We start from the raw sequence: 24,567 nt of genomic DNA, 5'->3' as shown, positions 1-24,567 counted from the left end.
TGGGGGGACGGTCTGTCGTCGTAACGGACGTTGCTTAATCAGACGCGCTCGAACAGGCTTAACGAAACGCTACAGCCGTTTTCAGGAGCGAGGCATCTGATAGGGGTTGTTGACGCTGACGGGCGAGCCGGGCGTCAGGCCCAGTTCCTCGAACGACCACTTCAGCTCGACGCCCTGGACCAGGTCCTGCTTGCACTTGTCCTCGTCGATGCGGCGCAGAGTGATGACGGCGCTGCCGCCCTGCAGGCTGACGATCGGGATCAGGTCTTCCTTGGCCGTGCAGCCGTTCGAACTGACCCAGAAGACGGCCTGGTCCTTGGTGAAGGCGGCGGCATGGATCGGCTCCAGCGCGCCGGGCATGCCCGCGGTGGAGACAGTCGGCTCGCCGCGGCTGGCGCAGGCGGCCAGGCCCGCCGATGCGGCGGCGATCAAAGCCAAGCGTTTCATGATGGAGTCGCGCAACTGACGACCTCCCCTGCCTCAAAGCCTGAACCGGCCGAGAATGCGCCTGTTCTCCCTTGGAGGGAACAGGATAAAAAACGAAAGGCCCCGGACGAATCCGAGGCCCTCCAAACTGAACACTTCAAAGGGACCGCCACGGGGCTCAAGTAGCCCGAAGGGCGATAGCCCCCTTGAAGAAAGCTTCGTAAGCTTCGCTTACGAAGCGTAGTATTCGACGACCAGGTTCGGTTCCATCTTCACGGCGTACGGCACGTCCGACAGTTCCGGCACGCGGACGTAGCGAACCGAGAACGAGCGGTCCGACAGTTCCAGGTAATCCGGCACGTCGCGTTCCGACGACTGCTGGGCTTCCAGCACCAGAGCCATGTTGCGCGACTTTTCCTTCACGGTGACGACGTCTTCCGGCTTAACGCGGTAGGAGGCGATGTCGACCTTCTTGCCGTTGACCAGGACGTGGCCGTGACTGACGAACTGGCGGGCGGCCCAGACGGTCGGGACGAACTTGGCGCGGTAGACGACGGCGTCCAGGCGCGATTCCAGCAGGCCGATCAGGTTTTCCGAGGTGTTGCCCTTGCGACGCGCAGCCTCGTCATAGGTCTTGGCGAACTGCTTCTCGGTGATGTTGCCGTAGTAGCCCTTCAGCTTCTGCTTGGCCTTCAGTTGCAGACCGAAGTCCGAAACCTTGGACTTGCGACGCTGGCCGTGCTGGCCGGGACCGTAAGAACGCTTGTTGACCGGCGACTTGGCGCGGCCCCACAGGTTCTCACCCATGGCCCGGTCGATCTTGTACTTGGCGCTGTGGCGCTTGGACATTCTATTCTCTTTTCGACGATACGGCCCGGCATCCCCTGGATTGGGAATGCGATCTCAACGGCGGTCCACGCATCTTCCGTCATTCATCCCGGCCCCGCCGAAGCGGACCCGTGGAAGGCGGCGCTTATGGCCAGCGAGGGCGGCGGAGTCAAGCACGGCGGGCTGTTAAGCACGATGGGATGGAACGATCCCGTCGCCCCACCCTTCCTTCGATGCAACCAAACCACGCATGAGGACAAGGAGGAGTGGAATGCAGCCCGAACCCAGCAGCTTTCAGACCGGACTGTCCGACGAGGCCATGCAGACGCTGAAGACCCAGCTGGTCGATCTGGTCGAGCCTTTGAGCGACCACCAGCTGCTCGATCTCGCCGACGGCATCCATGAGATGCTGCGCCAGCGCCGCGTGGTCCGCCAGCACCATGCCGAGCGCATGAACGCGCGCACCCGGCACGGCGTGGACCTTCGCATCTAGTCCTTTGCAGACTGGGCTTCGGAGATGAACATCGCCCGGCCTTCGCGGGTCGCGACCTTGCCCAGGCCCGGGAAAGGGAAGTGATAGGCGTAGATGTGGGCGCCGGAGTTGCGCAGCGCCGTCACCTCGTCCAGCCGCGCCTTCAGGCCTGCCGCCTGATCGTCGTCATAGCCGACCTTCCAGTCCGGATGTTCGACCGACAGGATCCAGTGATGCATCAGGTCGCCGGTGTAGAGCAGCTGGTTCTGGCCGTCGGCGATCAGATAGGCGACGTGCCCCGGCGTATGGCCGGCCGTGTCCTGGGACTGGATGCCCGGCGCGACCTCGCCGCCCGGCTCGAAAGCCTGGACCTTGGGCGTGATGATCCGCACCAGATCGGCCAGTTCGGGATTGGCGCGGATGGACGCCCATTCCGCCTGCGACATCCGGATCGCTGCATTAGGGAAGGCCAGGCCGCCGTTGCGGATCAGGCCGCCGACATGGTCCGGGTGGCCGTGCGAGATCAGGACGTCGGTCATCGAGGCCGGATCGACGCCCGCCTTTTGCAGGCTGTCCATCAACTGGCCCTTGCCCTCGCCCAGGCCCGTGTCGAACAGCATCGTGCGGGCGCCGTTCCTGACCAGAAGCGGATGGATTTCCAGCATGATCGGATCGGCCGGCTGTCCGGCGGCGGTGAGCGGCGCGGAGACCGCCTGCGGCGTCAGGCCGACGCCGAAGGTCTGGTTGTCGTTCTTGACCGGGTTCTGGCCGTCGAACAGGGCGATGGCGTCCAGCGCGCCGATCTTGAAGCGATAGACCGGCTTTTCGGCCGGGGCCGCGACGGTGTGGGTAGGGTTGGGCGGCGCGGGATCGCCGGGCTTCGGCGCGTTTGCGTTGGGGTTACAGGCCGCCAACATCAGGGCCGCGAAAGCAGCCCCCGTCATCATCATCCGCATCGCTTCGATCTCCGTTTGCGATGACGCAATCGAAAACGCCCGCCGGAGGTTCCGGCGGGCGTCGTCATCTCTCGATCGCTGGGCTGTACCGGCCTTATTTGGCGGCGGCGTAGAGTTCGTTGACCTTGCTCCAGTTCACCACCGTCCAGAACGACTTCAGATAGTCGGCGCGGCGGTTCTGGTATTTCAGATAATAGGCGTGCTCCCAGACGTCGGCGCCCAGGATGACCTCGCCGCGCTCGTCCACGACGTCCATCAGCGGATTGTCCTGGTTCGGGGTCGAGGTGATCTTCAGCTTGCCGTTCTGCACGATCAGCCAGGCCCAGCCCGAACCGAACTGCGCGGCGCCGGCGGCGTTGAAGTCTTCCTTGAACTTGTCCATGCCGCCCAGATCGGCGTCGATGGCGGCCTTCAGCTCGGCCGAGGGCTCACCCGCCTGATCGGCCGGGGCCAGCAGTTCCCATAACAGGCTGTGGTTCCAGTGGCCGCCGCCGTTGTTGCGCACGGCCTTGGGCGCGGTGGAGATGCTGGTGAAGATTTCCTCCAGCGACTTGCCCTGCAGGCTCTCATCGGCGTCGACGGCCTTGTTCAGGTTGTCGACATAGGTCTGATGGTGCTTGTCGTGGTGGAAGGTCATCGTCTCCTTGTCGATGGCCGGCTCCAGCGCGTCATAGGCGTAGGGCAGCGGGGGCAGGGTGAAGGCCATGGGAGGTTCCTCTCGCGACAAGTTTCCGATGCGCCTCATCTAGGCGCCCGTTCATGAAACCCAAGCGACAGCGCCTGGATTTGTTCCGACTTATCGACCCGTAACGGTCAAGCTGGCAAGTTCGCCTTCAGGCAATCGCGAACGGCCCGCTTCACATCGCCCGGCGCATTGGGTTCATCCACGCCCTCTGCCGCGAAGACGGCGCGCACGGCGGCGTCCAGCCCCTTTGGCAGCGCCTCGATCACCCGCTTCTGCCCCTTGGCGTGCAGGCAATAGCCCACCTCGCGGCACAGGGCGGAAAACATCGGTTCATAGGGATCAGGAGCGCTCATGCCGGCCCTGTAGCATCGCTGACCGCTCAGGTCTTCAAGCGTTCGGCGTGGAAGGCGATGTGGTCGGCGATGAAGCTGGCCATGAAGAAGTAGGAGTGGTCGTAGCCCGGCTGTATACGGATCGTGACCTTCTGGCCGGCGGCGTCGGCGGCGGGTTGGAGCAGCTCGGGCTTCAGCTGCTCGGCCAGGAAGGTGTCGGCGTCCCCTTGGTCGATCAGGATGTCGTCATAGACGCCGCGCGCCGCGCCGGCTGCGATCAGCTTTGCAGCGTCGTGACGGTCCCAGGCGGCGCGGTCTTCACCCAGATAAGCGGTGAAGGCCTTTTCACCCCAGGCGCACCGGGTGGGCGAGCAGATCGGCGCGAAGGCGGAGACCGAACGGAACAGGTCGGGGTGGTTCAGCGCCAGCGTCAGGGCGCCATGGCCGCCCATCGAATGGCCGCTGATCGAGCGGACGCCCGTGGTCGCAAACTCGGCGTCGATCAGGGCGATCAGTTCCTCGGTGACATAGGTCTCCATGCGGAAATGCGGCGCCCAGGGCGCCTGTGTCGCATCCACATAGAAGCCCGCGCCCTGGCCCAGGTCATAGGCGGGATCGTCGGCGACGCCCTCTCCGCGCGGGCTGGTGTCGGGCGCCACGATGATGACGCCGTGTTCGGCGGCGGCCTGGTAGGCCCCCGCCTTGGTGGTGAAATTATCCTCGGTGCAGGTCAGGCCCGACAGCCAGATCAGCACCGGGAAAGGCCCCTCGCCCGCCGGCGTGAAGACCGACAGCGTCATCGGCGTGCCGGTCGCCGTGCTGTCGTGCTTCAGATAGCGCAGGGTTCCGCCGTGGACGGCGTGGGTCTTGGTGGTCTGCAAGGTCATGACTTCTGGCTAGTGCAACCGGCCGATGTCCGCAACGCGCGAAGCTCGTGATAGAGTCGGCGAGCGACCGACCATGAGGATCAAAAGATGATCACCGTCACCGCTTTCAAATGGGTTCCGCCCTTCGCCGCCGGACAAGTTCGGGATCACCGCGTGCGATGGATCCTGAACGAGGCGGGCTGGGCCTATGAAATCCGGTTGCTGGATGCAGTGGACCAGAAGTCGGCGGAATACCGTGCGCTTCAGCCGTTCGGTCAGGTGCCGACGCTGGAGGAGGACGGCCGCGCTCCGATGTTCGAGAGCGGCGCCATCGTCTGGGACATCGCCGAACGAGCGGGCGTGTTGATCCCGTCCGATCCGGTGATGCGAGCGCAGGTTCTGACCTGGTATTTCGCCGCCTTGAACAGCGTCGAAGGCGCGCTGATCAACGTCAGCGAGGCCGAGTTCTTCCTGCCCGACGAAGCGGCCAAGGCGGCGCGGCGGCCGCAGGTTCTGCCCTTCGCCGAAAAGCGATTATCCGAGCTCCAGCTCGCGCTGGGCGACCGTCTGTGGCTGGTCGGAGAAACCTTCACGGTCGCCGACCTGATGATGAGTTCAGTCCTGAAGATCGCCGCATCGCTGGACATGTTAAAGGCCTATCCCGCGCTGCAGGCCTATTTCGACCGCTGCCTGGATCGCCCGGCCTATCGAAAGGCCGTCGCGGACCAGTGTGCGACCATCGCCGCACATGGCCCCCGCGACATGCGATACCGTGAGGCCCAAGCCGCCGGCTGACGCCCTTCACCCCACCCGGTGCATGGCGCAGATCTTGTTGCCCGAGGGATCGCGCAGATAGGCCAGGATCATGGGGCCGAAGGGGCCCTTGCGTTCGCCGGGCGGGTCCTCGATGGCGCGACCGCCCGCGGCGACGCCGGCGTCATGGAAGGCCTGGACCATCTCGGCCGTCTTGGCGTGAAAACCGATGGTTCCGCCGTTGGCATGGCAGGCCGGCTCGCCGTCGATCGGCGCGCCGATCGCAAAGGCGCCCATGCGGGTGCGCCACCAGTAGCGGCCCTTGGGATCCGGCCCCTGGCCCGGCTCGACGCCAAGGGCGCCGAGCGCGGCGTCATAGAACCGGCGCGACGCCTCGATGTCGTTGGCGCCGACGGTGACGTGGGTGAACATGGTCAGATTTCCCTCTTTCAGTCCGTTTTCTTAAACAACGAAAACGACGACGCGCAAGGCGTCAGAACACCACGACCGAGCGGATGCTCTTGCCCTCGTGCATCAGGTCGAAGGCCTTGTTGATGTCGTCCAGGGCGAAGGTGTTGGTGATCATGGGGTCGATCTCGATCTTGCCGTCCATGTACCAGTCGACGATCTTGGGCGTGTCGGTGCGGCCGCGCGCGCCGCCGAAGGCCGAACCGCGCCAGACGCGGCCGGTCACCAGCTGGAACGGGCGGGTGGCGATCTCCTTGCCGGATTCGGCGACGCCGATGACGACGCTCTCGCCCCAGCCGCGGTGGCAGGCCTCCAGCGCCTGGCGCATGACAACGGTGTTGCCGGTGCAGTCGAAGGTGTAGTCCGCGCCGCCGTCGGTCAGCTGGACCAGATGGGTCACCACGTCCGGCACATCCTTCGGATTGACGAAATGGGTCATGCCGAAGCGACGGCCCCATTCTTCCTTGTCGCCGTTGATGTCCACGCCCACGATCATGTCGGCCCCGACCATCTTCAGCCCCTGGATGACGTTCAGGCCGATGCCGCCCAGGCCGAAGACGACGCAGTTTGCGCCGGGCTCGACCTTGGCCGTGTTGACCACGGCGCCCACGCCGGTGGTCACGCCGCAGCCGACGTAACAGGCCTTATCGAAGGGCGCGTCCTTGCGGATCTTGGCCACCGCGATCTCGGGCAGGACGGTGAAGTTCGAGAAGGTCGAGCAGCCCATATAGTGGGCGATGGCCTGACCCTTGTAGCTGAAGCGGCTGGTGCCGTCGGGCATGACGCCCTTGCCCTGGGTGCCGCGAATGGCGGTGCACAGGTTGGTCTTGCGCGACAGGCACGACTTACACTGGCGGCATTCCGGCGTGTACAGCGGGATGACGTGATCGCCGACCGCGACCGAGGTCACGCCCGGCCCCACCTCGACCACCACGCCCGCGCCCTCGTGGCCTAGGATCGAGGGGAAGACGCCCTCGGAGTCCAGCCCGTCCAGCGTATAGGCGTCGGTGTGGCAGATGCCGGTGGCCTTGATCTCGATCAGCACCTCGCCCGCGCGGGGCCCCTCCAGATCGACCTCGACGATCTCCAACGGACGTTTGGCCTCGAAGGCGACGGCGGCGCGGGTTTTCATGGCGGGGGCTCCTGAACGATTCCCTCCTCTTCTAAGGCAGGCGCAGGATGGTATGAAGCCGTCATGTCACACACAAACCTCGTCGTCCTGACCGGGGCCGGCATATCGGCCGAGAGCGGCGTGCCGACCTTTCGGGCGTCGGACGGGCTGTGGTGCGGGCATCGGGTCGAGGATGTGGCGACGCCCGAAGGCTATGCGGTCGATCCGGCGCTGGTGCAGGACTTCTATAATCAGCGGCGGCGGCAGTTGGCCGATGTCCGGCCCAATGCGGCGCACCGAGCGTTGGCGGACTTGGCGGCGCGGTGGGAAGGCGACTTCCTGCTGGTGACGCAGAACGTCGATGATTTGCACGACCGGGCGCATGAACAGACGCCGCCGGCCGCCGGGTTCGAGCTGATCCATATGCACGGCGAACTGCTGAAAGGCCGCTGCACCCGGTCGGGCGTGGTGATGGGCTGGGCCGGCGACATGGCGGCGGATCAGGCCTCGCCGCATCATCCCGAAGGCGTCATGCGGCCGCACATCGTCTGGTTCGGGGAGATGCCGCTTCAGATGGAGCGGATCGAGCGGGCGCTGGAGGCCTGCGACCTGTTCGTGTCCATCGGCACGTCGGGCGCGGTCTATCCGGCGGCGGGGTTCGTGCAGGCGGCGCGGTATGCCGGGGCGCGGACGGTGGAGATCAACCTGGAGCCGACCTCGGTGGCGCGCCTGTTTGACGAAGGCGTTTACGGGCCGGCGACGCAGGCCGTGCCGGCCTTCTTCGACACGCTGTAGAGACGAAAACGGCGGCCGCTGCGAAGGCGGCCGCCGTTCCGGCGTTCGAGGTCGAGGCGGCTTAGGCCAGGACCACGATGGTCACGCGGCGGTTCTGCGAACGGCCCTCGGGCGTGTCGTTCGAGGCCACCGGCTGTTCCTGGCCATAGGAGATGGTGGCCATGCGGTTCAGGGCGACGCCCTGGCGGTTCAGGAAGCGACGCACGGCCTCGGCGCGTTGCTCGCCCAGCTGGTCGTTATGCTCGGGCGTGCCGGTCGAGTCGGTGTAGCCCTGGATTTCCAGATAGACGTTCTTGTTCTCACCCTGCAGACGCTGGGCGAACTGGGCCAGGCGCTGCTCGGCCTCGGGCGACAGGGCCGCCGCGTCGGTGGGGAATTTCACGGAATCGTCCGACAGCACGACCTGATAGAGGAACTTGCCCTCGGCCAGTTTGTGCGCGTCGTTGGCGCGTTGCAGGGCCTGGCCTGCGGTGCCTTCGACGGTGGTCACGCGGTTGTCGACGACTTCGACCTGATCACGCACGAAACGATGGCTGGCGCAGCCGCTGGCCGCAAAGCCGAGGGCGATGAGGGCGCCGCCGACGACCGCCGTCCTGAGTTTCGATCTGCTCAAGTTCTGTCTCCTTCTTGCCGGGAGCGCCACACCCAGTTCATGCGCAAGATGAAAATGGCGTATGAGACAAGGCGGAGTAATGACGCGCTTTAGGCGGCATCATGTCAGCTTGACCATAAGCAGATGGAATATTCGCGTTATTCTTGCATGAGCACGGAACCATCACCTCAGTGAAGACGTTGCGCCGCCGACGGCCAATGCCGGAGGGCGGATACGCTCATCTATCGCCGCTCTGCGCCGTCGCGCGGTTGTATTCACGACGACGCCACTTTCCTGACGCGACCGAATGTTTTCAACGGAGCCTGGCGGTTTTTACAGGCGTTTTGTCCCGATGACCATGCGGCGGCGTGTTCAACTCCCATCACGGATAGGCGATTGAGCGCGGCGCGCACACGGCGCTGGGCGCTGGCGGCGACGCCGATCCTGGCCGCGCATCTGGGGCTGGCGCTGCTGATGCGCGGCGGTGCGGAGCCGATCGTCGAGGCGCCGCAGTCGCCGCCGATGATGGTCGAACTGGTCGAGCCGCCCCCGCCGCCTCCCCCGCCCGCGCGCGTGATCGCGCCCGATCCCTCGCCCAAGCCCGACGCGCCGGCCGCCGCCGCCCAGGCGGCCGCGCCGCCCAAACCTGCGCCCCAGCGGCGACCGCCGGCCGTGGCGGCGGCGCGACCGCGACTGGTGGTCAGCAAACGCCCGCCCGACGTCGAACCCCTGCCCGCCGCGCCCGCCCCGCCGGGTCCGCCCCTGCCCCTGCTGGGCGCAGCCCAGATCGCCGGTGCCATGACGGTCGGCGCCGGCCCAGGCGGCGGCGGCGGAACCGGCGTGGGCGGATCGGGCGGATCGGGCGGGACCGGCGCCGGTTCCGGCTCCGGCTCCGGCTCCGGCTCCGGCTCCGGCGGAGGGTCGTGCGACATGGTGCGCTGGGTCCAGGACGCCGTGCGCGATGACCAGGCCGTGCGCCGCGCCGTCATAGCCGCATCCCAGGACATGGATGCGAACGGCCGCGCCATCCTGGTCTGGAACGGCGACTGGCTGCAAAGCCGCAACCAGGCGGGCAAGGGTCTGGCCGGCGTGCGCCAGGCCATCGCCCTGGAAGTCGCCTTCGCCCCGGCCGAATGCAAGAGCCAGCGCATGACGGGCCTGGCCGTGCTGAAGCTGGAAGACCGCCCCGGCGGCGCGCAGCTCGCGTTGGGCAAGGGCAGCTGGCGCTGGTCGGACCTGCTGGGCGCGGGCTGACGCGCCGACGCCCATTCAGACAGTCGTCGGCAAAACACCGTCTAATTAGTCTAATTCGTCTGATTTCTTTCTCCCCGACTATGCGGTGCGTTTCGTGCGAACGAACCGAGACAGGATCGCACGGCTTGGAAGCGTGGGCAGGAAGAAGACGCCGGCGAGCGAGAGAAGATTGAAAACATTAGACTGACCTCAGGCGAATAGGATGCCTGGCCCACCCCGTAGTGATCGTGCGGCGAGCAGAGCGAAACTGGGGGATCACGAAAGAAAGACGTGCGCGCGGTTGCGCTCCTCTCCTTGGACACGCACCTAGCCTGCCATGCCCGTCTCCCCAGCCTACCGCCCCGAACCGCGTTTTTTTGACTTGGGCGCGGACTATGCCGATGCGGTTCAGGCCGCGGACTTTCCGAAAACGATCCTGCGGTTTCGCAACGACCGCGCGGCGGCCGAGGTCGGGCTGGAGGGGCTGAGCGAGGCGGAATGGATCGCCGCGTTCGGGCGGTTCGAGCCCCTGCCGGGGCAGCCCGGTCCGATCGCCATGCGCTATCACGGGCATCAGTTCCGGCACTACAATCCCGATCTGGGCGACGGGCGGGGGTTCCTGGCGGCGCAGATGCGCGACGCATTGGGCCGGCTGATGGATCTGGGCACCAAAGGCTCTGGCCAGACGCCCTGGTCGCGGGGCGGTGATGGGCGGCTGACGCTGAAGGGCGGGGTGCGCGAGGTGCTGGCGGCGACGATGCTGGAGGCGCAAGGCGTTCCGACCAGCCGCGCCTTCTCGCTGATCGAGACCGGCGAGGCGCTGGAGCGCGGGGACGAGCCGTCGCCGACGCGGTCGGCCGTGCTCGTGCGACTGTCGCACAGCCATGTGCGGTTCGGGACGTTCCAGCGCGCGGCCTATCTGGGCCGCAAGGACCAGATCGAAGCGCTGATCGAACACGTGCGTAGCCTGTATCACCCGAGCGTCGCCGCCGGGGATGCGCCCGGTCTGCTGCGGGCTGTTGTCGAGGCCTCGGCGAAACTGACGGCGCGGTGGATCGCAGCGGGCTTCGTGCACGGGGTGCTGAACACCGACAATCTGAACGTCACGGGCGAGAGCTTCGACTATGGCCCTTGGCGGTTCCTGCCCAAATACGACCCGGCCTTCACCGCCGCCTATTTCGACCAGACGGGCCTCTACGCCTTCGCGCGCCAGCCCGAGGCGGTGTTCTGGAACCTGACGCAGCTGGCCGGATGTCTGAAACTGGTCGCCGAGGTCGAGCCTTTGACCGATGCGCTGAACGGCTTCGGCCCCGCCTATATCCGTGAACTGCGCGCCGCGTTCCTGATGCGACTGGGCGTCCACAGCCTGGGCGAGGCGGCGGATCAGCGGCTGGTCGATACAACCCTGGCCCTGCTGCGAGAGGGCGGCGCGGCCCTGCGGTGGGAGCCGCTGTTCTTCGACTGGTTCGGCGGTTTCGCCTCCTCGGCCCGCGCCCTGTCGGGACCACGCGCGAAACTGTATCAGGGCGAGGCCTTCGACGCCTTCCGCTTCGCGTTGATGGAACACGAACCGGATCGGATCGAACGGCTGGAGCATACGATGTTCGCGGCGCGCGAACCGGAGGAGATGCTGATCGACGAGGTCGAGGCGATCTGGGCCGCCGTCGCCGACGCCGACGACTGGGCGCCCTTCCAGGCCAAGCTGGATCGGCTGGAGGCGGCGCGACTGGCCTGGAGCTTCACGGCCTGACGCCGAACCTTACGAAAGCTTCATCTCGTTTATCGATAATTCTCTTGCCCGTTTATCGATAAATCCATATCGATAGTCACCAAGGCGGTCGCGGAGGGCGACCCGAAGGGAAGGGCTTTCGAGATGAAACTGATCGGCAAATATTCAATCGCAAGCGCCCTGCGCTGGTGCCTGGGGTTCGCAAACGTCTTCGTCATGCTGGCGACGATCGTCATGGCGATCTGTCTCTTGGGCAGCGTCGTATCGGCCGACTTCGCAGCAGGTTTCATCGACGGACTGAAGGACATGAACAGCAGCACGGGCCGTGAGCTGCAATGGCCGGAGCGTCTGACCTTGCTCGGCGCTTTCTTGGCCTGCGGCTTCACCTGGTGGATCATCAATCGGCTGCGGCGCATCCTGCTGTCGGTCAATCAGGGCGACGCCTTCGAGTTCGCCAACGTCAAACGGCTGCAAGGCGTGGGTCTGGGCCTGATCGGCATTCAGCTGACGGCGCTGCTGCTGGTCTTCGTCGCCCCGCAGAGCATCGGCCAGTCGCCGGCCGACTATGACTTCGACCTGGGGTCCTGGCTAGGCATTCTGGTGGTCTTCATCCTGGCCGAGGTGTTCCGGCAGGGGTCGGCCATGCGCGACGAACAGCTGACCACGGTCTGAGGAACGCGCGCCATGATCATGATCCAACTGGACCGGCTGCTGCTCGAACGCCGGATGTCCCTGACCGAACTGTCCGACCGCGTCGGCGTCACCCTGGCCAATCTGTCGATCCTGAAGACCGGCAAGGCCCGCGCGGTGCGCTTCTCGACCCTGGACGCCCTGTGCCGCGAACTGGATTGCCAACCCGGCGATCTGATCGTCCAGACGCCGGGGCCGCAGCCCGAAGACTGAAATCGCGCGTTGCAAATCCTTGTGGGGCATTGGGAATCGGCCCAATGCCCCCGGCTCGTAACAGAAAGTCATCAGCTGATGTCATCAGTTGATGTCATCGCATGATGACAACCGTCTGAAGCGCCGCTATATAGGCTTCAGCGAACGGCTCCCCGGGGAACGCCCCCAGGCCGGATCGCAGCCGTTCATGACCTTCAGGCGTCCTCCCCGATGACCACCTCGACCTTCACCACCGCGCCGTCGCGCAACCGCGCCGCCTACGCCAACATCGCCCTTTGGACGCTGCAGGGCTGGATCGCGATGTTCTTCATCGCCGCCGGCTACGCCAAGCTGACCGAGCCGATGACCAACCTGATCAATCTGATGGGCTGGCCCGCCGTCGCGCCCGAGAACATGGTGCGCGGTCTGGGCGTGGTCGAGATCGTTCTGGCCATGGGCGTGCTGAGCCCGCTGATCTCGTGGCGTGTGGGTCGCCCCCTGCTGCTGACGGCGGCGGTCGGCCTGATCGTCATGGAAGCGACCATGATGACGATCCACGCGTTGAGCCAGGACTTCGGACTGGCGGCGGTCAACGCCGTCCTGCTGGCCATCACCGTCCCGGTGCTGCTGGGCCGCCGCAGAGCCTGATTGCTGCAGGCCTGATTGAAAGAGATCGAACGCCGGACCCCTCTCCCCCCTGCAGTCCGGCGTTTGCGCCCGGAGCCTCCCCCCAGGCTCCGGGCTTTTTCATGCCTGATCGTCGGCAAGGATGAAAAGCTTACCCTTACGTGCGCGTAAGCCTCTTCCCTTTACGCGCACGTCAAGTTATGAAGGCGTATGGCCACCGCCGACGACCACCGCACCTATTCCATTCGCCAGCTGTGCCGCGAGTTCGGCGCCACGGCGCGCGCCCTTCGATTCTATGAAGACAAGGGCCTGCTGACGCCCGCGCGCAAGGGCCAAACCCGCGTCTATGACGCGCGCGACCGCGCCCGGTTGAAACTGATCCTGAGGGGCCGTCGCATCGGCTTCACCCTTCAGGAAATCCAGGACATGATGGATCTCTATGATCAGAAGGATCACAACGTCCATCAGATGGCCGTGGCCCTGGTGCGGCACCGCGCCCAGATCGCGGCGCTGAAACAGCAGCTGGAAGATATCGAAGGCGCCATCGAGACGGCCGAACAGGCCTGCGCCTGGATGGAATCCAAGCTGTCCGAACACCGCCCCGACCTGCTGCCGGGCGCCGAAGACTATGAGAAGCTGCTGCGCGCGCGTCTCAACCACGACCACCACCACCCCTTCAAAGCAAGAGCGTAATCCATGGCCTACAAGGCGCCTGTCCGCGACTTCACCTTCATCCTGAATGAAGTGCTGGAGATCGACCGCTACACCAACCAGCCGGGCTTCCAGGACGTCTCTTCGGATCTGGTCAGCCAGATCCTGGAAGAAGGCGCCAAGTTCGCCGACGAGGTCATCGCCCCGATCAACAATCCGGGCGACAAGGAAGGCTGCCACTGGGCCGAGGGCGGCGTGGTGACCGGACCCAAGGGCTGGAAGGAAGCCTACAAGGCCATGTCCGAAGCCGGCTGGATGGCGCTGGCCGCCGACCCGGCGTACGGCGGTCAGGGCATGCCCAGCGTGGTGGCCTCGGCTTTCGGTCAGATGACGGCCGGCGCCTCGGCCGCCTTTTCGATGTATCCGGGCCTGACGGCCGGCGCCTATGCCGGCATCCACGCCAATGCCTCCGAAGAGCTGAAGCAGAAATACCTGCCCAAGATGGCGACCGGCGAATGGTCGGGCACGATGAACCTGACCGAGCCGCAGTGCGGAACGGACCTGGGCATGGTGCGCACCAAGGCCGTGCCGAACGGCGACGGCTCCTATTCGATCACCGGCCAGAAGATCTGGATCTCGGCGGGCGAGCACGACTTCGCCGACAACATCATCCACACGGTGCTGGCCCGCGTCGAAGGCGCGGTTCCGGGCATCAAGGGCCTGTCGCTGTTCGTCGTGCCCAAGTTCCTGGTCAATGAGGACGGCTCGCTGGGCGAGCGCAACAGCCTGGAATGCGCCGGCCTCGAGCACAAGATGGGCATCCACGGCAACGCCACCGCCGTCATGCAGTACGACGGCGCCAAGGGCTGGCTGATCGGCGAAGAAGGCCGCGGCATGAACAATATGTTCGTCGTGATGAACGAGGCGCGCCTCGGCACAGGCCTGCAGGGCCTGGCCATCGGCACCGCCGCCTATCAGGCCGCCGTCGAATTCGCCAAGGACCGCCTGCAAGGCCGTTCGCTGACCGGACCGAAGAACCCGGACGGCCCGGCCGACAGCATCATGGTCCACCCCGACGTTCGCCGCATGCTGCTGGAGGCCAAGGCCTTCGTCGAAGGCGGCCAGGCCTTCATCCTGTGGACCGCGCTTCACGCAGACCTGGAGAAGTCCGAAGACGCCGCCGTCGCCCAGAAGGCCAAGGATTACATGGGCCTGCTGACGCCGGTGCTGAAAGCCTATCTGACCGACAAGGGCTTCCACGTCGCCTCGCTGGGCATGCAGGTGCACGGCGGTTCGGGCTACACCGAACACTTCACCGCCTCGCAGTATCTGCGCGACGCCCGCATCACCATGATCTACGAGGGCACCAACGGCATCCAGGCGCTGGATCTGGTCGGCCGCAAATTGCCCGCCAACGGCGGCCGCGCGATCATGACCTGGTTCGGCGAGATCGACGCCTTTGTCGCCGAAAACAGCGGCAATGAGGCCATCAAGCCCTTCGTCGACGGCCTGGCCGACGCCAAGGCCAAGCTGCAGGACGGCACCATGTGGCTGATGCAAAACGGCATGGCCAATCCGGACAACGCCGGCGCCGCATCGACCGACTATCTGAACGTCTTCGGCCTGACGGCTCTGGCCTATATGTGGGCGCAGATGGCCAAGGTGGCTCAAGCCCAAGTCGAGGCCGGTTCGACCGACCCCTACTACGCCACCAAGCTTCAGACCGGCCGCTACTTCGTCGAGCGCATCCTGCCCGACGCCGAAGCCCATCTGAAGAAGATGAAGACCGGGGCCGACGTGCTGATGGCCATGCCGGCCGAGGCGTTCTGATCTCAAACTGACGACGAAACGGGTCGGCGATCTCGCTGGCCCGTTTTTCTTACCGACCAGACGGGCAAAAGCCCGCGAACCTCAGGGACGAAACCGATGAACGTGCTGGGCAGCCCCGATCCCGACTTCATGCGTGAAGAAGAGATCACCCTTTTCTCCGACAGCGTCGGCAAATGGATCGACGAGCACGCGCCGCTCGAGAAGGTGCAGCAATGGATCGCCGACTCCTCTGTGCCGCGCCAGCTGTGGAACGACGCGGGCGAGGCGGGTCTCTTGGGCCTGTCGCTGCCGGAAGAGGACGGCGGCTTCGGCGGCGACTATCGGCACGAGGTCGTCTTGATGCGTCAGCTGGGCTGGAAGGGCGCAGACCACTTCGGCATTTCGCTGCACAATGCGATCGTCATGCCCTACATCTGGCATTACGGCACCGAGGAGCAGAAGGCGCGCTGGCTGCCGCGCCTGCAATCCGGCGAACTGGTCGGCGCCATCGCCATGACCGAACCGGGCGCGGGCTCGGACCTGCAAGGGGTCAAGACCACGGCCATCAAGTCGGGCAACGGCTATGTCGTCAACGGCTCCAAGACCTTCATCACCAACGGCCAGCTGGCCAACTTCCTGATCGTGGTCGCCAAGACCGATCCGGCCGAGGGCGCCAAGGGCACCTCGCTGATCGTGGTCGAGACCGATGGCGCGGAAGGATTCGAACGTGGTCGCAACCTGCACAAGATCGGCATGGAGGCCAACGACACCTCCGAACTGTTCTTCAACGACGTGAAGGTGCCGGGCGACAACATCATCGGCGGGACCGAAGGCCAAGGCTTCGTCCAACTGATGCAGCAACTGCCCCAGGAGCGGCTGAACATCGCCGTCCAGGGCGTCGCCGCAGCCGAGCGCGGCCTTGAAGCCACTCTGGCCTACGTCAAGGAGCGTAAGGCGTTCGGCAAACGCGTCATCGACTTCCAGAATACCCAGTTCAAGCTCGCCGAGGTCAAGACCAAGCTCACCGTCGCCAAGGTCTTCACCGACCACTGCATCGGCCTGCATCTGCAGGGGAAACTCGATGCCGCCACCGCCTCCATGGCCAAATACTGGGTCACGGACATCCAGGGCGAGACCATCGACGAGATGCTCCAGCTCCACGGCGGCTATGGCTATATGAACGAATATCCGATCGCCCAGCTGTACAAGGACGCCCGCGTCCAACGCATCTACGGCGGCACCAACGAGATCATGAAGCTCTTGATCGCGAGGACGCTGTAGCCACTTTCCCAATCGAACGGAGAATGCGGCGATGATGGAGTGGGTTGTGGCGACGGCGGTGCTCATGGCAGCGCTCTGGCTGATGCCGATGCTGGTCGGCGCCATGAAGCGGCGCAGGCGAGACGCCGCCTCCATCGGCGTCGGCAGCGCGTTGCTTGATATCCAGAAGATCGTAAGCCCCTCGACCGAACGGCTGATAGAAGCGCAGCGCGAAGCGTCCCGAGAGAAGGCGGACCAAAAAGAGACGCCCGACAGGCCTTAGACGCGACCTTGCATAAATGTACTTAATCACGTACATTCATGCCATGAACGCGATGTCCGTCACCGAACTCCGCAAGAACCTCGCCTCGGTCATCGACCGGGTGACGGCGGATCATGACTACACCATCATCACACGCGAGGGCGGCAAACCCGCAGCGGTGCTGATGTCGTTGGAAGACTTCGCCTCTTGGCAAGAGACCGAGTACCTGCTGCGCAGCCCGGCGAACGCCGCGCGATTGCGTGAGGCGATCTCCGAACTCGATGCGGGCGGCGGTCAGGTTCGCGCACTGATCGAAGAATGAAGCTGACCTTCCAGACCTACGGGTGGGAGGATTATCTTCACTGGCAAGACCATGATCGCAAGATGGTGCGAAAGCTCAATCGGCTGATCAGGGAATGCCAGCGGACGCCTTTTTCCGGGACTGGAAAGCCAGAACCGTTGAAGGGCGATTTTGCGGGATGGTGGTCGCGGCGCATCGACCAGGAACATCGTCTCGTCTATCGCGTGACCGACGATGCGCTTTTGATCGCCCAATGCCGCTATCACTACGACCGATGATCCGCCTTTACGTCACATCGCCGCTCGCCGCCGCCGCTCCCGTTGCGCCCACGCTGGACCAATCGCGCTATCTGACCCAGGTCATGCGGCTGAAGGCCGGGGACGATCTGCTGGTGTTCAACGGGCGCGATGGGGAGTGGCGCTGCACGGTCGCGGAAGTGCTGAAGAAGGGCGTGATCCTGCGCGCCGAGGAACAGGTGCGACCCCAGACCTTCGGTCCTGATCTGGAACTGATCGTTTCGGTGGTGAAGAAGGCGCGCGTCGAGACCATTGTGGAGAAGGCCGCCGAGTTGGGCGCACGCCGGGTGCGGTTGGTTCTGACGAAACGCACCAACGCCGACCGGATCCGCCTGGACCGTCTGGACGCCATCGCCGAGGAAGCCGCCGAACAGACCGGGCGGATGGACGTGCCCGCCGTCGGTGATCCGATCAAGCTGGACGCCCTGCTGGATGGCTGGGAGACCGGACGCCGGCTGATGTTCTGCGACGAGACCGGCGGCGCGCCGGCGATATCGGCGCTGGCGGCGGCAGGCGCGGGTGCCCAAGAGCAAAAATGGTCCATCCTGATCGGGCCGGAGGGCGGGTTCTCGCCGGAAGAGGGCGAGCGGCTGCGGTCCCTGCCCTTCACCACCGCCGTGTCGCTGGGCCCGCGCATCCTGCGCGCCGACACCGCCGCCATCGCCGCCATGACCCTGTGGCAGGCGGCCGTCGGTGATTGGGAACGATAAGTCCGCCCCTCAGGCACTAGCCGACGCGCGACGAGCGTCAGGGAAAGACGAAAGCCCTCTTGAGCCTTGCCGCAATCTTGCCCATCTAGCCGCGACACACGGTCGCTTACGATGCGCCCGCAGGGGACTGACGCATGACCGATAACGCGCCGCTGACCCGGACCGACCTCATCGAGGCCATGTCCAAGGGGATCAAGCCCAAGGACCAGTGGCGCATCGGCGCCGAGCACGAGAAGTTCGGCTTCGACAAGACCACCCTGGCGCGCCCCGCCTATGACGGTCCGAACGGCATCAAGGCCATGCTGGAGGGGCTGCAACGCTTCGGCTGGTCGCCCGTCGAGGAAAACGGCTTTCTGATCGGACTGGAGCGCAGGAACAGCGAAGGCTTCGTCGCCTCCGTCAGCCTGGAGCCGGGCGGTCAGTTCGAACTGTCGGGCGCGCCGCTTCTGACCATCCACGACATCTGCAACGAGACCGGCCAGCACCTGATGGAGGTCAAGCAGGTCGCCGACCAGATCGGCGTCGGATTCCTGGGCGCCGGTTTCGACCCGCTGTGGACCCGCGAACAGGTGCCGGTCATGCCGAAGGGCCGCTATGACATCATGCGCGCCTATATGCCCAAGGTCGGCACCCTGGGTCTGGACATGATGCTGCGCACCTGCACCATTCAGGCGAACCTGGACTTCGATTCAGAAGCCGACATGGTGATGAAGTTCCGCACCTCGCTGGCGCTGCAACCCATCGCCACCGCCCTGTTCGCCTGCTCGCCGTTCACCGAGGGCCGCCCCAACGGCTTCCTGTCGGCGCGGGCCAATGTCTGGACCGACACCGACGCTGACCGCACCGGCATGCTGGGCTTCGTGTTCGAGGAGGGGTTCGGCTTCGAGCGCTACGCCGACTATGCGTTGGACACGCCGATGTATTTCGCCAAGCGCGACGGCCGTTATGTCGATGCCTCGGGCCAGTCGTTCCGCGATTTCCAGGCCGGCAAACTGCCCGCCCTGCCCGGCCAATATCCGACCCTGAAGGACTGGAACGACCATCTGACCACCCTCTTCCCCGAGGTGCGGCTGAAGGCCTATCTGGAAATGCGCGGCGCCGACGGCGGACCCTGGAGCCGGATTTGCGCCCTGCCCGCCCTGTGGGCCGGGGTTCTGTACGACGCGCCGTCGCTGGCCGCCGCCTGGGACCTGGTCAAGGACTGGGACATCGCCGACCACGAACGTCTGCGCCGCGACGTGACCCGCCTGGGTCTGAAGGCCGAGGTGGCGGGCCGGTCCGTGCGCGACATCGCCGTCGATCTGGTGAACATCGCCAAACAGGGGCTGAAGAATCGCGCCAAATTCTCGGGCGGCATGGTGGACGAGCGCGGCTATCTGTCGGAACTGGAAGACATCGCCGACAGCGGCGTCACGCCGGCTGAGCGCCTGCTGGACCTGTATCACGGCGCCTGGCAGGGCGACGTGAAGCGCATCTACGCCGACTTCGCCTATTAGGGGACGGTGTAGTCCGAGCAGTCGGGCAGCGGGCTGTCCGGTTTGTATTCGCCGGCCTTGGCGTCGAAGGTGAACCGACGAATGAAGCTGCATTTCGGATCGCGCGCGGCGATCAGGTCGGCAGGCTTCAGCGGCGGCTTCTCCAGCGAGTCCTCGGATCGCGAGGCGCCGCGCGGATAGGCCGTGGCGGTCGTCTCATAGGTCAGGACCGGCATCGCATCCGCCGCGTCGCTCGCGGTCAGGGTCGCAGCGAAACTGTATTCGTCGCGGCATGCGCCGGCGCGCTGGGTCATGTCCTCCTCGCTGAAACAGGCGCGGATCATCAGCGAACCCTGGATCGGCACGGTCAGCACCGGGGCGGCGCCAACCTCGCCGTCCGCATCCAGCCGATAGAGCCGCAACTCCGTCGCCTGCCCGCCGCCGCCGGAATACATGCTGCGGCTCTCCATCTCGACCCGGCCAGAAACCCGCCGTCCGCCAGCCGGATCAGGCCAGCCCAGGGCTTGTAATTTTCCACCTCGCCCGACGCCTCTTGCGGCGCGGCCGGCAGGGCGTCTGGCGCACGAACTACCGGGGTGAAGACCGGCTCGCCGTCACGCGTCTGCTGCGTCAGACCGACGCACTGAGCCCCGTCGTCCGTGCAGGCTCGATCCTCGGCCAGGGTCAGGGGTTCGATTCCGTCCCCTGATAGCGGGGATTGGAGCATGGCGATCGCGGCGAGAAGCAAGATCATGAGTTGTTCCTAACTGACACGGCGCACGATGCCATCGGCTCTTTTCGATCCTTTGCAAAGGCGAGCTTAACCGATGCGCCGTAACATGGGTCTCAGTTCGAGAGAGTGCGCAATGACCTGTTCGCCCGTTGCGGCCCTGGCCTTCCCCACAGCCGATGTGGATCTGGACACGTTCTTCGATGTGTCGCTGGATCTGCTGGTGGTGCGCGAGCTGGATGGGCGCGTGGTCAAGGCCAGCGCCTCCTGGTTCACCATGCTGGGCTATCGCCCCGACGAGATCGAGGGCCAGGGCCTGTTGCGCCTGATCCACCCGGACGATCACGCCGCCACCCGCCAGAGCATCGTCGAGGTCGAAAACCGGCGGCCGGGCGATCCGGTCTTGGGCCAGATCAACCGATATCGCCACAAGGCCGGTCATTACGTCGCCGTCGAATGGCGCGCCCATCGCCAGGGCGACCGCATCTATGGCATTGCGCGCGACGTGACTGAAAAGGTTGCGGCCGAACGCGCCCTGCGCGAAGCCACAGCCGCCGCCGAGGCCGCCAACCGCGCCAAGTCAGACTTCCTGGCCAATATGAGCCATGAAATCCGCACGCCCCTGAACGGCGTGATCGGGATCGTCGACGCCCTGTCGCGCACCGAGTTGACGCCCGAGCAGGCTGAGATGGTGGCCCTTATCGCAAGCTCCGGCGTAACGCTGGAACGGCTGGTGTCCGACATTCTGGATGTGTCCAAGATCGAGGCCGGGCATCTGGACCTGGAAAGCCGGCCCTTCGATCTGGACGAGGCCGTCGCCGTCCCGCTGGACGTCATGCGTTTGAAGGCCGAAGCCAAGGGACTGACTTTCGACATCCGCCGCGACGCCGATGCGCGCGGCATGTTCGTCGGCGACAGCACCCGCATCCGTCAGGTGCTCGACAATCTGCTGTCCAACGCCATCAAGTTCACCCATCAGGGCTCGGTCGGCGTCGCCATTGCGGTGGACGAGGATTCCGACGGCCTGACCCAGCTAACGCTGCGGGTTGAGGATACGGGCGTCGGCTTCTCCTCCGACCACGCGGCCCGCCTGTTCGACCGGTTCAGCCAGGCGGACAGCACCATCACGCGCCGGTTCGGCGGCACGGGCCTGGGCCTGTCGATCTGTCGTTCGCTGGTCGAACTGATGGGCGGGCGGATTTCCGCCGCCTCCACGCCGGGCGTCGGCAGCCGGTTCACCGTCGAGATCCCGCTGACGCGCGCCGCCTCACTGACCGAACACGATGCGCAACGACGCGCGCGTGCGGCCGAGGCCGACCGCGCTCTGTCGCCGCTGCGCGTGCTGCTGGCCGAGGATCACCCTGTCAACCAGCGGGTCGTGCAGTTGATCCTGGCGGCGCACGCCATGCAGGTCGTCACCGTCGCGGATGGCGAACAGGCCTTGGCCGCTTTCCAGTCCGAGACGTTCGACTTGATCCTGATGGACATGCAGATGCCGGGAATGGACGGCCTGACCGCCACCCGCGCCATTCGCCGGATCGAGGCCGCCCGTCCCGATCAGGACCGTACGCCGATCATCATGTTGAGCGCCAACGCCATGAGCGAGCACCGCGACCAGGCGCGCGATGCCGGTGCCGACCTGCACGTCCCCAAACCCATCACCGCCGCCAGCCTGCTGGCCGGCATACAGGCAGCGACCGCGCCCTGATCCGACGTTGACAAAGTTTGCCAACCGACCATTCTCGTTGAGAGGAGGCTGACCATGGCGACGATGAACATCTCCCTGCCCGATCCAATGAAGGCCTGGGTCGAGGAACAGGCGAAATCCGGCCGCTACGCCAACACCTCGGACGTGGTGCGCGACCTGATCCGCCGCGAGCAGGTCAAGGCAGAGAAGATCGCCAACATGCAAAGGTTGATCGACGAAGCCTATGCATCAGGCATCAGCGACCAAACGCCACGAGAAATTTTCGAAGAGGTTCGCGCCGAATATCTGGCCTAAACGACTCGCAAGGCAGGCTGACTTGGCCAAGCTGCGGGTATCCAAGGCCGCGCGAACCGATATGCGTGCGATCTTTCGACAGAGCGTCGAGATGTTTGGGTTGAGCCAGGCTGACGCCTACGTCGCCGCTCTTCACCACGCGCTCGATCTCATCGCGACATATCCCAAGTCGAACCGGGAAAGAGCAGAGACCGCGCCGCCTGTGCGAGTTCATCCTTACAAGGCGCACGTCATCGTCTATGCCATCGACGATCAGGGCGTTCTGGTGCTCCGCATCCGACATACGCGAGAGGACTGGACAGCCGATCCCATCCGAGACCGCGAAGCCGGAGACGAACCATGACCCATTCCATCCATGTCGGCATCGGCGACTGGACGTTCGAGCCGTGGCGCGGGGTCTTCTATCCTGAAGGGTTGGTTCAGAAGCGCGAGCTGGAATATGCGGCGTCGAAACTGACCTCGATCGAGATCAACGGCACCTATTATTCGACCTTTAAGCCCGACAGCTGGCGCAAATGGCGCGACGAGACGCCGGACGGCTTCGTCTTTTCGGTCAAGGCCAGCCGCTATTGCACCAATCGCAAGGTGCTGTCCGAAGGCGCCGACAGCTTCGACAAGTTTCTGAGCCAGGGCCTGACCGAACTGGGCGACAAGCTGGGCCCGATCAACTGGCAGTTCATGGGCACGAAGAAGTTCGATGCCGAGGACTTCGAGGGATTCCTGAAGCTGTTGCCCAGGGAGAAAGACGGAGTGCGGCTGCGGCACGCGCTGGAGGTTCGCAACCCGACCTTCGCCACCGAACAATTCTATGACCTGGCCCGCAAATACGGCGCGGCCATCGTCTATGCGGTCGATGACGAGGAGCCGACCTGGCCCCAGATCGACGAGGCGACCGCCGACTTCAGCTACGCCCGGCTGATGTCCAGCCGCGACGACGAGCCGACCGGCATGACAGCGACCGAGTTGGTTGCGGTGGCGGATCAAGCGAAAACCTGGGCCAAGCGCGGCGAGGTCTTCGCCTATTTCATCTCGGGCGCGAAGGTGCGGAACCCTGCGGCGGCTCAGGCGCTGATCGCCAAGCTGAAATAGCGGTCCGTACGCTTGCGGACCCGCAGCCGTCCCCACATCTGAGGCCGGCTCAATGCAAAGTCTGAAGGACTATTCCCATGCCGATCGCCACACGCGCCTTCGCCGCGACCGCCGCCGACAAGCCGCTGACGCCCTACAGCTTCGAGCGCCGTGATCCGGGCCCGGACGATGTGCTGATCGACATCAAATACTGCGGCGTCTGCCACTCCGACCTGCACGCCGCGCGCGGCGAGACGGGCGGCACGGCCTTCCCCCTGGTGCCGGGTCATGAGATCGCGGGCGTGGTCAAGGCGGTCGGATCGAACGTCACCCGCTTCAAGGAAGGCGACCGCGTCGGCGTCGGCTGCATGGTCGACAGCTGCCGCGAATGCGCCTCCTGCCAGGAAGGCGTCGAGCAGTACTGCATCCCCGGTTTCACCGGCACCTATGGCGGCAAGGACAAGAAGGGCGGCACGTCGGAAGCCATCACCCAGGGCGGCTATTCCGACCACATCACCGTCGATCAGCATTTCGTCCTGTCCATCCCCGACAGCCTGGCGCTGGACGTCGCCGCCCCCCTGCTGTGCGCCGGCATCACCACCTATTCGCCGTTGAAGGAATGGGGCGTGGGACCCGGCTCAAAGGTCGCGGTTATCGGCTTGGGCGGCCTGGGCCATATGGCCGTCAAGCTGGCGGCGGCCATGGGGGCGGAAGTCACCGTCCTGTCCACCTCGGACCGCAAGAAGGCCGACGCCGAGCGGATGGGCGCCAAACACTTCCTGATCAACTCCGACAAGGATGCGATGAAGGCGGCCGCCGAGAAGTTCGACCTGATCATCAACACCGTCTCGGCCACGCACGAGATCGCCAGCCATATCCAGTTGCTGGCGCGCGACGGCACCATGATCATGCTGGGCCTGACGACCGAGGGCCTGCCGGTCTTCGCCCTGCCCCTGCTGTGGCGTCGTCGCCGCATCGCCGGCTCGCTGATCGGCGGCATTCGCGAAACCCAGGAGATGCTGGACTTCTGCGCCGAGCACGGCATCGCCTGCGACATCGAGACCATCGCCCCGGACCAGATCAACGACGCTTATGAGCGGATGCTGAAATCCGACGTCCGCTATCGCTTCGTCATCGATATGGAAAAGCTGGCCGCCTGATCGCCGGGACGAAGATCAACGAAACGCGACGGAGGCATGAAACTTCCGTCGCGTCAGATTCTCGCCTTGCGCGCTAGCGCTCGCACGG

Annotated in this window: 32 protein-coding genes; 21 read left to right on the top strand and 11 right to left on the bottom strand. The window is 65.2% G+C overall.

Annotation, left to right across the window (positions count from 1 at the left end; translation table 11 throughout):
* Positions 1-81: 81 nt before the first annotated feature.
* A complete protein-coding gene (locus A4249_RS00465; protein ID WP_082464942.1) occupies positions 82-462 on the bottom strand; it encodes a hypothetical protein in 381 nt (126 codons plus the stop codon).
* A gap of 195 nt (positions 463-657) precedes the next feature.
* Positions 658-1,275, bottom strand: coding sequence for a 30S ribosomal protein S4 (gene rpsD, locus A4249_RS00460; protein WP_055806141.1), 618 nt, complete (start codon positions 1,273-1,275; stop codon positions 658-660).
* A gap of 250 nt (positions 1,276-1,525) precedes the next feature.
* On the opposite strand from rpsD, the gene A4249_RS00455 reads away from it, so the two are divergent.
* A complete protein-coding gene (locus tag A4249_RS00455; protein WP_066549845.1) occupies positions 1,526-1,747 on the top strand; it encodes a hypothetical protein in 222 nt (73 codons plus the stop codon).
* On the opposite strand, the gene A4249_RS00450 is transcribed toward A4249_RS00455, so the two are convergent.
* From A4249_RS00450 to fghA, 4 genes are all read right to left on the bottom strand, one after another.
* Complete coding sequence (locus A4249_RS00450) at positions 1,744-2,682, bottom strand: MBL fold metallo-hydrolase (protein WP_066549843.1); 939 nt, start codon at positions 2,680-2,682, stop codon at positions 1,744-1,746. The genes A4249_RS00455 and A4249_RS00450 overlap by 4 nt on opposite strands.
* Positions 2,683-2,776: 94 nt before the next feature.
* Positions 2,777-3,388 (bottom strand): superoxide dismutase, encoded by a 612-nt coding sequence (locus A4249_RS00445; RefSeq protein WP_066549838.1) that lies wholly within the window; start codon positions 3,386-3,388, stop codon positions 2,777-2,779.
* Between the two features lie 107 nt (positions 3,389-3,495).
* A complete protein-coding gene (locus A4249_RS00440) occupies positions 3,496-3,720 on the bottom strand; it encodes a hypothetical protein (protein WP_017504686.1) in 225 nt (74 codons plus the stop codon).
* Between the two features lie 26 nt (positions 3,721-3,746).
* Positions 3,747-4,586, bottom strand: coding sequence for an S-formylglutathione hydrolase (gene fghA / locus A4249_RS00435; protein ID WP_066549836.1), 840 nt, complete (start codon positions 4,584-4,586; stop codon positions 3,747-3,749).
* Positions 4,587-4,673: 87 nt separating this feature from the next.
* On the opposite strand from fghA, the gene A4249_RS00430 reads away from it, so the two are divergent.
* Positions 4,674-5,360 (top strand): glutathione S-transferase family protein, encoded by a 687-nt coding sequence (locus A4249_RS00430; RefSeq protein WP_055806152.1) that lies wholly within the window; start codon positions 4,674-4,676, stop codon positions 5,358-5,360.
* 6 nt (positions 5,361-5,366) lie between these two features.
* Here A4249_RS00430 and A4249_RS00425 read toward each other — a convergent pair whose 3' ends face one another.
* Positions 5,367-5,750 (bottom strand): VOC family protein, encoded by a 384-nt coding sequence (locus A4249_RS00425; protein WP_039244257.1) that lies wholly within the window; start codon positions 5,748-5,750, stop codon positions 5,367-5,369.
* 61 nt (positions 5,751-5,811) lie between these two features.
* Positions 5,812-6,918 (bottom strand): S-(hydroxymethyl)glutathione dehydrogenase/class III alcohol dehydrogenase, encoded by a 1,107-nt coding sequence (locus A4249_RS00420; RefSeq protein ID WP_066549834.1) that lies wholly within the window; start codon positions 6,916-6,918, stop codon positions 5,812-5,814.
* Positions 6,919-6,981: 63 nt separating this feature from the next.
* On the opposite strand from A4249_RS00420, the gene A4249_RS00415 reads away from it, so the two are divergent.
* Positions 6,982-7,692 carry an NAD-dependent deacylase gene (locus tag A4249_RS00415; protein WP_066549832.1) on the top strand — a complete coding sequence of 237 codons (711 nt, stop codon included), beginning with the start codon at positions 6,982-6,984 and terminating at the stop codon, positions 7,690-7,692.
* Between the two features lie 61 nt (positions 7,693-7,753).
* On the opposite strand, the gene A4249_RS00410 is transcribed toward A4249_RS00415, so the two are convergent.
* A complete protein-coding gene (locus A4249_RS00410; RefSeq protein ID WP_039244254.1) occupies positions 7,754-8,305 on the bottom strand; it encodes an OmpA family protein in 552 nt (183 codons plus the stop codon).
* Between the two features lie 375 nt (positions 8,306-8,680).
* On the opposite strand from A4249_RS00410, the gene A4249_RS16425 reads away from it, so the two are divergent.
* The 13 genes from A4249_RS16425 (at position 8,681) to A4249_RS00345 (ending at position 19,540) form a co-directional block, all read left to right on the top strand.
* The gene (locus A4249_RS16425; RefSeq protein WP_156494558.1) at positions 8,681-9,538 is read left to right on the top strand and encodes a hypothetical protein; all 858 of its coding nucleotides are present in this window, start codon (positions 8,681-8,683) and stop codon (positions 9,536-9,538) included.
* Positions 9,539-9,854: 316 nt separating this feature from the next.
* Positions 9,855-11,267, top strand: a complete 1,413-nt coding sequence (locus A4249_RS00400) for a protein adenylyltransferase SelO (RefSeq protein WP_066549829.1) — start codon at positions 9,855-9,857, stop codon at positions 11,265-11,267.
* A gap of 123 nt (positions 11,268-11,390) precedes the next feature.
* Positions 11,391-11,918, top strand: coding sequence for a DUF2975 domain-containing protein (locus tag A4249_RS00395; protein ID WP_066549826.1), 528 nt, complete (start codon positions 11,391-11,393; stop codon positions 11,916-11,918).
* A gap of 12 nt (positions 11,919-11,930) precedes the next feature.
* On the top strand, positions 11,931-12,149 hold the full coding sequence (locus tag A4249_RS00390; RefSeq protein ID WP_039244779.1) for a helix-turn-helix domain-containing protein: 219 nt from the start codon (positions 11,931-11,933) through the stop codon (positions 12,147-12,149).
* A gap of 210 nt (positions 12,150-12,359) precedes the next feature.
* Entirely contained in the window at positions 12,360-12,776 is a 417-nt protein-coding gene (locus tag A4249_RS00385; protein ID WP_055806164.1) for a DoxX family protein, read from the top strand.
* Between the two features lie 189 nt (positions 12,777-12,965).
* A complete protein-coding gene (locus tag A4249_RS00380) occupies positions 12,966-13,448 on the top strand; it encodes a MerR family transcriptional regulator (protein WP_039244783.1) in 483 nt (160 codons plus the stop codon).
* Between the two features lie 3 nt (positions 13,449-13,451).
* Positions 13,452-15,236 (top strand): acyl-CoA dehydrogenase C-terminal domain-containing protein, encoded by a 1,785-nt coding sequence (locus A4249_RS00375; protein ID WP_066549823.1) that lies wholly within the window; start codon positions 13,452-13,454, stop codon positions 15,234-15,236.
* Between the two features lie 96 nt (positions 15,237-15,332).
* Positions 15,333-16,496: an acyl-CoA dehydrogenase family protein gene (locus tag A4249_RS00370; protein ID WP_066549821.1), complete on the top strand. Its 1,164-nt coding sequence runs from the start codon at positions 15,333-15,335 to the stop codon at positions 16,494-16,496.
* A 46-nt stretch (positions 16,497-16,542) separates the two neighbouring features.
* On the top strand, positions 16,543-16,758 hold the full coding sequence (locus A4249_RS00365) for a hypothetical protein (RefSeq protein WP_156494556.1): 216 nt from the start codon (positions 16,543-16,545) through the stop codon (positions 16,756-16,758).
* Positions 16,759-16,801: 43 nt separating this feature from the next.
* Positions 16,802-17,059 carry a type II toxin-antitoxin system Phd/YefM family antitoxin gene (locus A4249_RS00360; RefSeq protein WP_066554535.1) on the top strand — a complete coding sequence of 86 codons (258 nt, stop codon included), beginning with the start codon at positions 16,802-16,804 and terminating at the stop codon, positions 17,057-17,059.
* Positions 17,056-17,316 (top strand): Txe/YoeB family addiction module toxin, encoded by a 261-nt coding sequence (locus A4249_RS00355; protein ID WP_066549813.1) that lies wholly within the window; start codon positions 17,056-17,058, stop codon positions 17,314-17,316. The genes A4249_RS00360 and A4249_RS00355 overlap by 4 nt, the downstream gene beginning before the upstream one ends.
* Complete coding sequence (locus A4249_RS00350) at positions 17,313-18,044, top strand: 16S rRNA (uracil(1498)-N(3))-methyltransferase (protein WP_066549811.1); 732 nt, start codon at positions 17,313-17,315, stop codon at positions 18,042-18,044. The genes A4249_RS00355 and A4249_RS00350 overlap by 4 nt, the downstream gene beginning before the upstream one ends.
* A 134-nt stretch (positions 18,045-18,178) precedes the next feature.
* The gene (locus A4249_RS00345; RefSeq protein WP_066549809.1) at positions 18,179-19,540 is read left to right on the top strand and encodes a glutamate--cysteine ligase; all 1,362 of its coding nucleotides are present in this window, start codon (positions 18,179-18,181) and stop codon (positions 19,538-19,540) included.
* Here A4249_RS00345 and A4249_RS00340 read toward each other — a convergent pair.
* Both A4249_RS00340 and A4249_RS16420 read right to left on the bottom strand, forming a co-directional pair.
* Positions 19,537-19,974 (bottom strand): hypothetical protein, encoded by a 438-nt coding sequence (locus tag A4249_RS00340; RefSeq protein ID WP_066549806.1) that lies wholly within the window; start codon positions 19,972-19,974, stop codon positions 19,537-19,539. The genes A4249_RS00345 and A4249_RS00340 overlap by 4 nt on opposite strands.
* On the bottom strand, positions 19,887-20,273 hold the full coding sequence (locus A4249_RS16420) for a hypothetical protein (RefSeq protein ID WP_156494554.1): 387 nt from the start codon (positions 20,271-20,273) through the stop codon (positions 19,887-19,889). The genes A4249_RS00340 and A4249_RS16420 overlap by 88 nt, the downstream gene beginning before the upstream one ends.
* 112 nt (positions 20,274-20,385) lie before the next feature.
* Here A4249_RS16420 and A4249_RS00335 point away from each other — a divergent pair, with 112 nt between their 5' ends.
* The 5 genes from A4249_RS00335 to A4249_RS00315 all read left to right on the top strand — a co-directional run bounded on the left by A4249_RS00335 (position 20,386) and on the right by A4249_RS00315 (position 24,479).
* Positions 20,386-21,957: an ATP-binding protein gene (locus A4249_RS00335; protein WP_066549803.1), complete on the top strand. Its 1,572-nt coding sequence runs from the start codon at positions 20,386-20,388 to the stop codon at positions 21,955-21,957.
* Between the two features lie 54 nt (positions 21,958-22,011).
* Positions 22,012-22,251, top strand: a complete 240-nt coding sequence (locus A4249_RS00330) for a type II toxin-antitoxin system ParD family antitoxin (protein WP_066549799.1) — start codon at positions 22,012-22,014, stop codon at positions 22,249-22,251.
* A gap of 22 nt (positions 22,252-22,273) precedes the next feature.
* On the top strand, positions 22,274-22,594 hold the full coding sequence (locus A4249_RS00325; protein WP_066549794.1) for a type II toxin-antitoxin system RelE/ParE family toxin: 321 nt from the start codon (positions 22,274-22,276) through the stop codon (positions 22,592-22,594).
* A complete protein-coding gene (locus tag A4249_RS00320) occupies positions 22,591-23,340 on the top strand; it encodes a DUF72 domain-containing protein (protein WP_066549792.1) in 750 nt (249 codons plus the stop codon). The genes A4249_RS00325 and A4249_RS00320 overlap by 4 nt, the downstream gene beginning before the upstream one ends.
* Positions 23,341-23,417: 77 nt before the next feature.
* A complete protein-coding gene (locus A4249_RS00315) occupies positions 23,418-24,479 on the top strand; it encodes an NAD(P)-dependent alcohol dehydrogenase (RefSeq protein ID WP_066549790.1) in 1,062 nt (353 codons plus the stop codon).
* Positions 24,480-24,567 lie beyond the last annotated feature (88 nt).

It is taken from the genome of Brevundimonas sp. GW460-12-10-14-LB2, assembly GCF_001636925.1.
Classification (GTDB): domain Bacteria; phylum Pseudomonadota; class Alphaproteobacteria; order Caulobacterales; family Caulobacteraceae; genus Brevundimonas; species Brevundimonas vesicularis.
This window is presented reverse-complemented; position numbering and strand designations above follow the sequence as displayed.